11 protein-coding genes and 1 tRNA gene are annotated in these 10,898 nt (G+C 74.6%); 4 read left to right on the forward strand and 8 right to left on the reverse strand.

Annotation, left to right across the window (positions count from 1 at the left end; genetic code table 11):
* Nucleotides 1–125 precede the first annotated feature (125 nt).
* Genes BUB17_RS21475 through BUB17_RS21500 form a run of 6 tightly spaced genes read right to left on the reverse strand, consistent with a single transcriptional unit; the run spans nucleotide 126 to nucleotide 7,564 of the window.
* On the reverse strand, nucleotides 126–1,937 hold the full coding sequence (locus tag BUB17_RS21475; RefSeq protein ID WP_072920707.1) for a serine/threonine-protein kinase: 1,812 nt from the start codon (nucleotides 1,935–1,937) through the stop codon (nucleotides 126–128).
* Nucleotides 1,937–3,379 carry a peptidoglycan D,D-transpeptidase FtsI family protein gene (locus tag BUB17_RS21480; RefSeq protein ID WP_072920708.1) on the reverse strand — a complete coding sequence of 481 codons (1,443 nt, stop codon included), beginning with the start codon at nucleotides 3,377–3,379 and terminating at the stop codon, nucleotides 1,937–1,939. Before BUB17_RS21480 ends, BUB17_RS21475 begins: the two co-directional genes overlap by 1 nt.
* Complete coding sequence (locus BUB17_RS21485; protein WP_175561449.1) at nucleotides 3,376–4,797, reverse strand: FtsW/RodA/SpoVE family cell cycle protein; 1,422 nt, start codon at nucleotides 4,795–4,797, stop codon at nucleotides 3,376–3,378. The genes BUB17_RS21480 and BUB17_RS21485 overlap by 4 nt, the downstream gene beginning before the upstream one ends.
* Nucleotides 4,794–6,245 (reverse strand): PP2C family protein-serine/threonine phosphatase, encoded by a 1,452-nt coding sequence (locus BUB17_RS21490; protein WP_072920709.1) that lies wholly within the window; start codon nucleotides 6,243–6,245, stop codon nucleotides 4,794–4,796. The genes BUB17_RS21485 and BUB17_RS21490 overlap by 4 nt, the downstream gene beginning before the upstream one ends.
* A 28-nt stretch (nucleotides 6,246–6,273) precedes the next feature.
* Complete coding sequence (locus BUB17_RS21495) at nucleotides 6,274–6,738, reverse strand: FHA domain-containing protein FhaB/FipA (protein WP_072920710.1); 465 nt, start codon at nucleotides 6,736–6,738, stop codon at nucleotides 6,274–6,276.
* A gap of 13 nt (nucleotides 6,739–6,751) precedes the next feature.
* Nucleotides 6,752–7,564 carry an FhaA domain-containing protein gene (locus tag BUB17_RS21500; protein ID WP_072920711.1) on the reverse strand — a complete coding sequence of 271 codons (813 nt, stop codon included), beginning with the start codon at nucleotides 7,562–7,564 and terminating at the stop codon, nucleotides 6,752–6,754.
* Nucleotides 7,565–7,739: 175 nt separating this feature from the next.
* On the opposite strand from BUB17_RS21500, the gene BUB17_RS21505 reads away from it, so the two are divergent.
* Nucleotides 7,740–7,822: transfer RNA gene (locus tag BUB17_RS21505), tRNA-Leu, on the forward strand.
* A gap of 115 nt (nucleotides 7,823–7,937) precedes the next feature.
* Here BUB17_RS21505 and BUB17_RS21510 read toward each other — a convergent pair.
* Nucleotides 7,938–8,315 carry a nuclear transport factor 2 family protein gene (locus BUB17_RS21510; RefSeq protein WP_175561450.1) on the reverse strand — a complete coding sequence of 126 codons (378 nt, stop codon included), beginning with the start codon at nucleotides 8,313–8,315 and terminating at the stop codon, nucleotides 7,938–7,940.
* A gap of 79 nt (nucleotides 8,316–8,394) precedes the next feature.
* On the reverse strand, nucleotides 8,395–8,850 hold the full coding sequence (locus BUB17_RS21515; protein ID WP_072920713.1) for a DUF1707 SHOCT-like domain-containing protein: 456 nt from the start codon (nucleotides 8,848–8,850) through the stop codon (nucleotides 8,395–8,397).
* A gap of 137 nt (nucleotides 8,851–8,987) precedes the next feature.
* On the opposite strand from BUB17_RS21515, the gene BUB17_RS21520 reads away from it, so the two are divergent.
* The 3 genes from BUB17_RS21520 to BUB17_RS21530 are packed head-to-tail and all read left to right on the forward strand — an operon-like array spanning nucleotide 8,988 to nucleotide 10,841.
* On the forward strand, nucleotides 8,988–9,905 hold the full coding sequence (locus tag BUB17_RS21520) for an aldose 1-epimerase family protein (RefSeq protein WP_072920714.1): 918 nt from the start codon (nucleotides 8,988–8,990) through the stop codon (nucleotides 9,903–9,905).
* Between the two features lies 1 nt (nucleotide 9,906).
* Nucleotides 9,907–10,620, forward strand: coding sequence for an MOSC domain-containing protein (locus BUB17_RS21525; RefSeq protein WP_072920715.1), 714 nt, complete (start codon nucleotides 9,907–9,909; stop codon nucleotides 10,618–10,620).
* Nucleotides 10,617–10,841, forward strand: a complete 225-nt coding sequence (locus tag BUB17_RS21530) for an RNA-binding S4 domain-containing protein (protein ID WP_072920716.1) — start codon at nucleotides 10,617–10,619, stop codon at nucleotides 10,839–10,841. Before BUB17_RS21525 ends, BUB17_RS21530 begins: the two co-directional genes overlap by 4 nt.
* The last annotated feature ends 57 nt before the right edge of the window (nucleotides 10,842–10,898 follow it).

A 10,898-nucleotide genomic window follows, 5' to 3' on the forward strand; every position in this document is an offset into this window, starting at 1 on the left:
GAGGTCCTCTCGGGCGGTGCGGTCCTGCGACCGGGCGTGACCCGGCGGAGCGCAGCGGACGGCTGGGCCGCCGGGCAGCGTAACCGCTGCGGCCCCCACCATCCGGGCGGCGCGAGGAGGGACGGTCACCCGGTCGCGTCCGTGTCCGGCTGTTCCGCTGCCTGCCCCGCTGCCCGGCCCCCGTCCTGGTCGGGGCCCCGGTCGGCACCGCCGCCCGCACCGTCGGGAACCGGCGGACCGGGCTCGGGCGCCGGCGCGCCGGGCTGCTCGGCGCCCTCCTCGTCGTCCTCGGCGGGTGGGCTCGACGCCGTGGTGGCAGTGCGGCTGGTCGGCGCGGACGCGGACGAGGTCGGCGAGTCGCCACGCGGCGTGCTGGGGGCCGGGGCGGTCGTGCGCGGCGGGGCCTGCGTGGTCGGGGCCGCCGGAGCCTCCGGCTGATCCTGGTTCCCGGTGTCCCCGTCGCCGGTGTCGGGCGCGTAGTCCGCAGGCGCGTAGTAGAGCGTGACGGCCGAGGCCGGGGCGACGTTCGCGTCGAACGGGTCGGTGGTGACGACGTCGCCCTCGTCGAGCGCCTGGCCCAGCTCGGCCAGTTGTGCGGCGCTGGCCTCCTCCGTCGTCACCCGCAGGCCCTGGTCGGTCAGCACCTGCTCGACGTCGTCGACCGGGTCGCCGATGTAGCCGGTGCTGTCCACGAACACGGTCTGGGCACCGCCGGCCGAGGGAGCGGGCGCCGAGGTGGTGGGGGCGGCGTCGGTGGCCGGGGAGTCCGCGCCGTCGGGACCGAGCAGGGCCCACAGCCCGCCACCCAGCAGCGCGAGCAGCACCAGCCCGGCGACCAGCCACCCCCAGCGGTTGCGGCGACGGTCGTCGTCCGGAGGCGGCGCGGCGTGCCGGCCACCCTCGTCGTCGTCCTCCGCGCGGCGCAGCGGCGGCATGGCGCGCACCGACGTGCGTGCCCCGGTGGCGGCGGCGCCCCCCGCCGAGGCGGCACCCAGCACCTGGGTGCGGGAGTCGGCGAGGTCGTCGACGACCTCGGTCTGCGCGGTGGGCGCGGCACCCATCGGGTACGGCGGCGTCGTGGCGGGCCCGGCGGGGGACAGCCCGTTCCCGGAGGCCACCGACCGGATGGCGGCGGCGAAGGCGGCGCCGTCGGGGAAGCGGTCGGCCGGGTCCTTGGCCAGGGCGCGCTCGATCAGCAGCCGCACGGCGGGCGGCACGTTCGCCGGCAGCGGCGGTGGTGGGCGGTTGATGTGCGCCAGGGCCACCGCGACCTGCGACGTCCCGTCGAACGGCCGGCCGCCGGTCAGGCACTCGTAGCCCACGACGCCGAGGGAGTAGACGTCGGAGGCGGCGGTGACCTCGAAGCCCTGCGCCTGCTCGGGGGAGAGGTACTGGGCGGTGCCGACGACCATGCCGGTGCGGGTCAGCGGTGTGGCGTCGCGGGCCCGGGCGATGCCGAAGTCGGTCAGCTTCACCACGCCGTCGGGGCGCACGATGAGGTTGCCCGGCTTGATGTCGCGGTGGACGACGCCGGCGTGGTGGGCCGCCGAGAGCCCGTCGGCGGACTGGCCCAGGACGTGCAGCGTCCAGTCGACCGGGAGCTTGCCCTCCTCGTGCAGGATCGTGACCAGCGGCTTGCCCTCGACCAGCTCCATGACGAGGAAGGCGAGCTGCGAGCCGCGCTCGTCCTCGGTCTCGCCGTAGTCGTAGACCGAGGCGATGTTGGGGTGGGACAGCGCGGCGGTGTGCCGGGCCTCGTTGCGGAACCGCGCCACGAAGCTCGGGTCACCGGTGAACTCGCTGCGCAGCACCTTGGCGGCGACCACGCGGTCGAGGACGCGGTCGCGGGCCCGCCACACCTCACCCATGCCGCCGGTGGCGATGGGTGCGGTGATCTCGTAGCGCCCGGCGAGGATCGTCCCGGTCGACAGTGCCATCAGCCGCCCTGCCCGTCGAGGTAGGCCTGCATGACGTCCCGGGCGATGGGGGCGGAGACGTCGCCGCCCGTGCCGCCGCCGTTGGCCACGAAGACCGCCACGGCGATCTGCGGGTCGTCGGCCGGGGCGAACCCGATGAACCAGTTGTGGTCGGGGCCGGCGTTCTCCGCCGTCCCGGTCTTGCCCGCGACGGTGGTGCCGGGGATCCGTGCGCGTCGGCCGCTGCCGTTCTCCACGACGCTGGTCATCATCTCGGTCAGCTGGCCGGCGACGTCGGCCGAGACCGGCTCGCCGAGCTCCTCGGGGTCGGTCTGGTCGATGACCGAAAGGTCGGGGGCGCGCACCTGGTCGACCAGGTAGGGGCTCATCAGCGTCCCGTCGTTGGCCACCGCGGAGGCGATCATCGCCGCCTGCAGCGGGGTGAGCTGGACGTCCTGCTGGCCGATCGAGCTGACCCCGAGCTGGGCGTCGTTCTCGATGTCGCCGAGCGTGCTGCCCTCGACGGTCAGCGGGATCTCGAAGCCCTCGCCGGTGATGCCGAAGGCCTCGGCCATCTCCCGCACGCGGTCCTCGCCGAGGTCGATGCCCAGCTGGGCGAAGGCGGTGTTGCAGGAGACGGTCAGCGCGTCGAGCAGGCTCTGCCGGCCGCTCGGGTCGCAGGCCGAGCCGCCGAAGTTCTCCAGCGGCGTCGAGGTGGCCGGCAGGACCAGCTCCCGGGGCGCCGGGATCACCGTGTCGGACGTGTACTCGCCGCTGGACAGCGCGGCGGCGGAGACGACCACCTTGAAGATCGAGCCCGGGGAGTAGCGCGCGTCGATCGCCCGGTTCAGGCGCGGGTCGATCTCCAGCGATTCGAGCCCCGCTGCGTACTCGCGGATCGCCGCCGGCTCGTGGCTGGAGAGCTGGTTCGGGTCGTACGTGGGGGTGCTCGCCATGCCGAGCACCGCCCCGGTCGAGGGGTCGAGGGCCACGACCGCGCCGGTGACGCCCTCGAGGCCGGCCATCGCCGTCTCCTGCACCGCCGGGTCCATGGTCAGCACGACGTCGCCGCCGGAGGGGTCCCGCCCGGTGAACAGGTCGGCGAGGCGCCGGACGAACAGCCGGTCGTCGGTGCCCGAGAGCACGTCGTTCGCCGCCCGCTCCATCTGCACGTTGCCGTACACCAGCGAGTAGTAGCCGGTCACCGGTGCCCACACCGGGCCGTTGTCGTACTGGCGCAGGTAGGTGAGCCGGTCGTCGGTCGGGATGGAGTTGGCGATCTCGGTGCCGGCCACGACGATCGAACCCCGCTCGCGGTCGTACTCCTCGGCGAGCACGCGGGTGTTGCGGCCGTCGGAGCGCAGCTCCTCGGAGCGGACCACCTGGATCACGTTGACGTTGACGATCAGCAGCGTGAAGAGGACCAGCACGCTGATCGCGACGCGGCGCAGCGGGGCGTTCACGTCTGCACCACCTCGGTCGGGGCGTCACCGAGCGCCGGCTTCGGGGGCCCGGTGGGGGCGGCCGGGCGGCGGGCGGCGTCGCTGATCCGCACCAGGAGGGCGACCAGCACGAAGTTGGCCACCAGCGACGAGCCGCCGTAGGCGAGGAACGGCGTGGTGAGGCCGGTCAGCGGCAGCAGTCCGGTGACGCCGCCGAGGACGACGAACACCTGCCAGGCGATCGCGAACGACAGGCCCGCGGCCAGCAGCTTGCCGAAGGCGTCGCGGACGATCAGCGAGGTGCGCAGGCCGCGCTCGACCAGTACCAGGTAGACGATGATCACCGCGACCAGACCGAACAGCCCCAGCTCCTCGCCGACCGCGGCGGCGATGAAGTCGCTCTTGGCCACCGGCACCTGGTCGGGACGGCCGCCGCCGAGCCCGGCCCCGAACAGCCCGCCGGTGCCCAGGCCGAACAGCGCCTGCGCCACCTGGAAGCCCGAGCCGTCGTAGTACTCGAACGGGTCGAGCCAGGAGTCGACGCGCTGCTGGACGTGGCCGAACAGCTGGTAGGCGATGAGCGCGCCGCCGGCGAACAGGCCCAGGCCGATGACCAGCCAGCTGGCCCGCTCGGTGGCCACGTAGAGCATCACCACGAAGATGCCGAACAGCAGCAGGGAGCTGCCCAGGTCGCGCTCGAAGACCAGCACCAGGATCGACAGCCCCCAGGCCACCAGCACCGGGCCGAGGTCGCGGCCGCGCGGCAGCTCCAGGCCGATGACGCGGCGGCTGGCCAGCGCCAGGACGTCGCGCTTGTCGACCAGGTAGGCGGCGAAGAAGACGGTCAGGCAGATCTTGGCGAACTCGCCGGGCTGGATGCTGAAGCCGGCCACCCGGATCCAGATCTTGGCGCCGTTGACCTCCGACAGCGAGGCCGGCAGGACTGCGGGGATGGCCAGCAGCACCAGGCCGATCAGGGCCAGCGTGTAGGCGAACCGGGACAGCAGCCGGTGGTCGCGCAGCACCAGGAGCACGCCCACGAACAGGACGAGGCCCAGCGTGGCCCACACCAGCTGGACGGGGGCGTCCTCCCGGCTGACCGTGCTGCCCGCCTGCTGGGCGGCCAGGTCGAGCCGGTGGATGAACGACAGCCCGAGGCCGATGAGCAGCGCGACCGCCGGCAGCAGCAGCGGGTCGGCGTAGGGCGCCCACCTGCGGACGACGAGGTGCGCGACGGCCCACAGCGCGGTGAACCACAGGCCGAAGGTGGCCAGCTCGGTGGTCAGCGAGCCGGTGACGGTGAGGTCGACGATCGCCTGGGCGACCAGCGTGATGAGGACGGCGAAGCCGAGCAGGGCCAGTTCGGTGCCGCGGCGCTTGGGCACGGTCGCCGTCCCCGCCGCTGCGGCGCGGGGGTCGGTCGTGGGGCCGGACGTCACTGGGCCTCCCGGCAGTCCACCCCGGGCTCGAGCGTCGCCGTGGCGCGCTGCGACGTCGGCGCGGGAGTGGTCGGCGCGGTCTCGGTGGGGGCGGCCTCGGTGGGGGCGGCCTCGGTGGGTGCGGCCTCGGTGGGTGCGGCACCGACGTCCGGAACGGGCGAGGGGGACGCCGGGGGCTCCGCGGTGGGCGCGGCCGCGGACGGCGTGGGGTCGTCCTCGACGGCGGGGCACAGCGGCAGCCGCTGCCCGCGCAGGGTGGAGACGATGCGCTCGGCGTGCGCGGCGTCGGTGGCGTCGATGCCGCGCTGCACCTTGCTGGCGACGGCCGGCGTGAGATCGGCGACGGGGAGGTCGGTGACGTCGGAGACCCGGTTGAGGTCCACGCCCAGCAGCGAGGTGTCCAGGCCGCGGAACACGGTCACCCGCTCGCCGGCGGGGCTCTCCTGCACGCCGACGAACCAGTTGGAGAGCACCCACAGGTAGGCGCCGACGGCGGCCGCACCGAGCAGGACCACGGCGGCGAGCGCCCCGAGCACGCGGCGCCGGCGGCGACGCGGGGACGGCGCGACGACCCTGCCGGCGCCCCCACCCGACCCGGCGGCCGGCGGTTCCGGCCGCGGATCGGCCAGCGCGGCCCGACCGGCGGCCGAGCGCGGGTCGACCGCGCGCTGTCCGACGTTGTCGCCGGCGGCGCCGTCGACGACCGGCTCGACCGGGTAGGTGCCCTCGCCGTCGTCCTCCACGACGTCGGCCACGATCACCGTGATGTTGTCCGGCCCGCCGCTGCGCAGCGCCAGCTCGACGAGCCGGTCGGCGGTCGACTGCGGGTCGGGGTCCTGCAGGGCCTCAGCCAGGGTCTCCTCGCTGACCACGCCGGACAGCCCGTCGGAGCAGAGCAGGTAGCGGTCGCCGGCGCGGGCCTCGCGCATCGACAGGTCCGGGTCGACGTCCTGGCCGTTGAGGGCGCGCAGCAGCAGCGAGCGCTGCGGGTGGTGGTTGGCCTCCTCGGGCGTGATGCGCCCGTCGTCGATCAGCGTCTGGACGAACGTGTCGTCGTGGGTGATCTGCTGGAACACGCCGTCGCGCAGCAGGTAGGCGCGCGAGTCGCCGACGTGGCACAGCGCCAGCCGGCCGCCGGCGAAGAGGACGGCGGTGAGCGTGGTGCCCATGCCCTCCAGTTCCGGCGACTCGCGGATGACCTCGCGCAGGTGCTCGCTGCCGTCGAAGACCGCCTCGCGCAGGGCCTGCAGCATGTCGCCGGAGGGTGCGTCGTCGTCCAGGTGCTCCAGTGCGGCGATGACCACCTTGCTCGCGACGTCGCCGGCCGCGTGCCCGCCCATCCCGTCGGCGACGGCGAGCAGCCGGGGCCCGGCGTAGACGGAGTCCTGGTTGTTGCCGCGGACCAGGCCGCGGTCGGACCGGGCCGCGTAGCGCAGCGCGAGGCTCATCGGGGGCGGCTCCCCGTGGTGCGGCGGGTCACGAGCGCAGCTCCAGGGCGGTCTGTCCGATGCGGATCGGCTGGCCTGGCGCGACCAACAGCGGGCCTTGGACGCGCTGCTGGTCGAGGTAGGTGCCGTTGGTGGAGCCGAGGTCCTCGACGTACCACTGGCCGCCGCGGTTGGTCAGCCGTGCGTGCCGGGAACTGGCGAAGTCGTCGGTGAGCACCAGGGTCGAGTCGTCGGCGCGACCGATGAGGATCGGCTGGTCGCTCAGGGTGATCTTGGTGCCGGTGAGCGGGCCGGCGGTGACCACGAGCGTCTTCGGGCCGCCGCGGGCCTTCTTCTTCCCGGCCGCGGCCGCGCGCGGCGGCACCGACGCGACCCGCCCGGCGCGGCCGCCGAACAGGTCGGCCCGGACCACCCGGAACGCGGCGAAGATGAACAGCCACAGCAGCAGGAGGAAGCCGAAGCGGAAGATCTGCAGCACGATCTCGGCCGTCATGGCGCGACCCGCCTCACGCGCCGTCCTGCCGGTAGACCAGCACCGAGTGGCCGATGCGGATCACGTCGCCGTCGGCGAGCGGCTGGCGGGTGATGCGTCGGCCGTTGACCAGGGTGCCGTTGGTCGACCCGAGGTCCTCGGCGATCGCCGTCCCGTTGTCCAGGACGACGTCGACGTGCTTGCGGCTCACCCCGGTGTCCGGGAGCCGGATGTCGGCGTCGGTGCCGCGGCCGATGACGTTGCGCCCGGTCGTCAGCTCGTGCCGCGTGCCGGGGCCGTCGACGAGCAGGACGTGGGTCGCGCCGGGGCGGCTGCCGGCGCGACCGATCACGGCCGAGGGCGACTGCCGGCCGGTGTCGGTGGCCATCCGGCCGCCCTGCAGCGGGGGCAGCGGGGGGACGGTGCCGCTGCGGGGGCCGACCGGCTCGTCGAGGCGGGGGCCGGGCTTCGCCGACGGGTCGGCGATGTGCGAGCTGACCTCGAAGACGCCGGTGGGCAACTCCTCGTCGCGCTCCAGGCGCACCTGCACGGCGTCGAAGACCTGGTAGCCCTCGCCCTGGATGTGCTCGGTGACCATGTCGGCGAGCTGGGTGGCCAGCTGCTCGGACCACTCGGCGAGGTGCTCGTAGTCGGTGGAGCCCAGCCGGACGTCGTAGATGTTGGGCGCCAGGACCCGGCCCTCGCCCATCACCGAGCGCTGCTCGTCGGCCTCACGGGTGAGGGCCTTGGCGATCTCGGCCGGGTGGACCTTGCCCTTGAAGATCCGGGCGAAGGCCAGCCCGACCATGCCCTCCAGCCGTCGCTCGAAGCGCTGCAGTACACCCACAGTCGCTCCTTTGCGCTCGCGCGGTCGTCCGGTCTGCCATCGATGATCGTAGCCGGGAACGGAGCTGCCAGCCGGGGACCGACTCACGTACCCGGGGGTGCACCGGACCCGCCCGGACGACGGCCGACCCCCTCCCCGGGTTCCACGGACCGGCTGCTACTGTCCTTCCTCGCCAGGGCAAGTGGCGGAATGGCAGACGCGCACGGTTCAGGTCCGTGTGTCCGAGAGGACGTGGGGGTTCAACTCCCCCCTTGCCCACACGTGCGGCCAGGGCCCCGGGGAGATCTCCCCGGGGCCCTCTTCGGCTCCGTCCGGCCCCCCTGCGGGGTCCCGCTGCGAGTTCGCGAGTGGCGGGGGCGCAGGGGGGCCGCTTTCAGGCCGTGCCGCCGCGCTCCTGGAGGAAGGCCGCGGAGTCGTAGTAGGTGCGGACCCCGGTGAGCCGGTCCTCGTCGCCCTCGATGACGGTCACCCCGCGGTACCGGAACGGCTTGCCGCTGCGCAGGGTGCCGGTCGAGGTCCACTCCAGGGCGGCGCTGTCCTCGCCGACGACGCTGTGCGTGAAGGTGGTCTCGAGGTCGCCGAAGACGTTGCGGTAGTCCTCCCAGAAGGTCTTCGCGCCGTCCTTGCCCTGGGTCTCGTGGTGCTCGTCGAGCTTGACCAGCTGGGCGTCGTCACCGGTCAGGTCGACCATGGGCTGGACGTCGCGGTCGCTGTCGATCCGGTGCAGCGCATCGGTGAAGCGTTCGGTCATGGAGTGCATGGGTCCCCGGTTCTCCGGCGTGGGTGGTCCGCCTGCCGTACCCGCCTCCGGGGGCCGTCACCCGCCGCCGTCAGGTCAGCCGGCGGCGGTCGTCGTCCGGGCCGCGGCGGCCGAGCGTCTGGGCCAGCAGCACCGCGCCCCACGGGCCGATGACCCAGATCGGCCAGAAGTAGCGCAACTCACCTGAGCCGATCGAGCTGACGGTCCAGACCGACAGGACGATGACGGCGACGACGATCCAGTTGCGCCAGGCCGCCTCGCGCGAGGGCCCTCCGCTCCAGCCGCACGTGGGCACCCCGTGCACGGCGCCGCGCGGGGTCGGCGCCGGTGCCGGTGGCCGGGCGGCCGGGCGGGGCAGGTCGGCGGTGAGCGCCTCCAGCTCGCCGTAGGTCCGGGCGGCGTAGGCGCGGGTCAGCCGCTCGTCGTACTCGGCGACGGTGAGCCGTCCGGCGCTCATCTGCTCGCCGAGCTGGGTGGCGACGGCCGCTCGGTCGGCGTCGGCGGCGCGCAGGTGCGGCTCGGGCATCGGGGTGGCCTCCTCGGGTCGGGGCACCAGTCTTTCCCGCCGCGGGCCTCGGCGGTACTGACGGACGTCACCCGTTCCACGTGGAACCCGTCAGCTCGCGGGTGGGGGCAGGCCCGCGGTGTGGTGGGGTGGATCCCATGAGTGCTGCCTGGCCCGCGACCGAGCCCACCGAGGTCCAGATCGCCGCCGGCGACGCCCGATTGGCCGTCGACCTGCGCGGCGGCGGGATGCGCATGCTGACCGCCGGCGACCGCGAGCTCCTCGACGGGTACGCCGCTGGCACGGTGCCCGGCGCCAGCCGCGGCCGGGTGCTGCTGCCGTGGCCCAACCGGATCCGCGACGGCCGCTGGAGCTGGCGTGGCCGCGACCTGCAGCTGGAGCTGGCCGGCCCGGGCAAGCCCGTCGCGATGCACGGCCTGGTCGGCTGGCAGCCCTGGGCGGTCCTCGAGCAGTCCGGCGACGCGGTCACCGTCGGCACCGTCGTCGAGGCCCGGTCCGGCTACCCGTTCCGGCTCGCCGCGGCGATCGACCACGTGCTCGAGCCGGGCCGGCTCACCGTGACGATGCGGGTCCGCAACGCCGGCGCCGAGCCCGCCCCCTTCGGCGCCGGCTTCCACCCCTACCTGGCCGTCGGCGCGCAGCAGGACGGCGCCATCGCCGACGCCGAGCTGGAGCTGCCCGCCCGCACCGAGCTGGTGGTGGACGACGGAGGGCTCCCGACGGGGCAGCGCCGTCCGCTCGACGGGGCCGCCGGCCGGATCGGGGACCGCGTCCTGGACACCCCGGTCACCGACCTCGACCGCGACGCCGACGGCTGGGCGCGGGTGCGGCTGCGCAGCGCCGCGCTGGGCACCCTGGAGCTCGCCGTCGACGGGTCCTGGCCGTGGCTGCAGGTCTTCACCGGCGACACCCTCGGGCCCGGGCAGCGCCGGCGCAGCGTGGCCGTGGAGCCGATGACCTGCCCGCCCAACGCGCTGGCCGACCACGCCGACCTCGTCGTCCTCGAGCCGGGCGCGGACTGGGCCGGCGCCTGGACGCTCGGCTGGGGCGCCTGACGTGCAGGTCGCCGAGCTGTGGCGCTACCCGGTCAAGTCGCTGCAGGGCGAGCGGCTGGCCACCGTCGACGTCGGGCCGGAGGGCCTGGCCGGCGACCGGCAGTGGGCGCTGTTCGACGTCGCGACCGGCTACGGGCTGACCGCGCGGCGGGTGCCCGACCTGCTGTTCCTGTCCGGGCGGCTGCGCCAGGACGGGGCTGCCGAGGTGGTGATGCCGGACGGGACGGTCACGTCGGACGACGCGGTCCTGTCCGGCTGGCTGGGCAGGCAGGTGACGCTGCGGGCCGCAGCGGACGCGCCCGGCGAGCGGCTGTACGAGAACCCCAACGAGGTCGGCGAGGCCGGCGAGTACGACTGGGACGCCTTCCCCGGCGCCCGCGGGGCCTTCCACGACAGCTCGCGCACCCGGGTCTCGCTGGTCTCCACCGGCACGCTGGGCAGCTGGGATCGGCGGCGGTTCCGGGCGAACGTCGTCCTGAGCGGAGCGGGGGAGGACGCGCTGGTCGGACGACGGGTGCGGCTGGGCGGCGCGGCGCTGGACGTCGTCAAGCAGGTGGACCGCTGCGTCATGGTCACCCGGCCGCAGCCGGGCGGGATCGGCCGCGACAACGGCGTCCTCAAGACCATCCACCGCGAGCGGGACGGCTGCCTGGCGATCGGGGCCCTGGTGGCCCGGACGGGCACCGTCGCGGTCGGCGACGGGCTGACAGCATGAGCCGCGTGCGCACCGTGGAACTGCGGCCGGGGGACGAGTCCATCCGGCTGGGTCAGCTGCTGAAGCTGGTGGATGCCGTCCCGACGGGCGCGCAGGTGAAGGACGTGTTGCTCACCGGCACGGTCCGGGTCAACGGCGAGCCCGAGGATCGCCGCGGCCGGCAGGTCCGGCGTGGCGACGTGGTGAGCGTCGAGGGCATGGAGGACGTCGTCGTCGGCTGACAGCCGCGGGAGCATCGCAGCGAGCGCCAGCGAGCGAGGAGCGGACCGGGGCGCGGA

It is taken from the genome of Geodermatophilus obscurus, from assembly GCF_900143215.1.
Lineage (GTDB): Bacteria > Actinomycetota > Actinomycetes > Mycobacteriales > Geodermatophilaceae > Geodermatophilus > Geodermatophilus obscurus_A.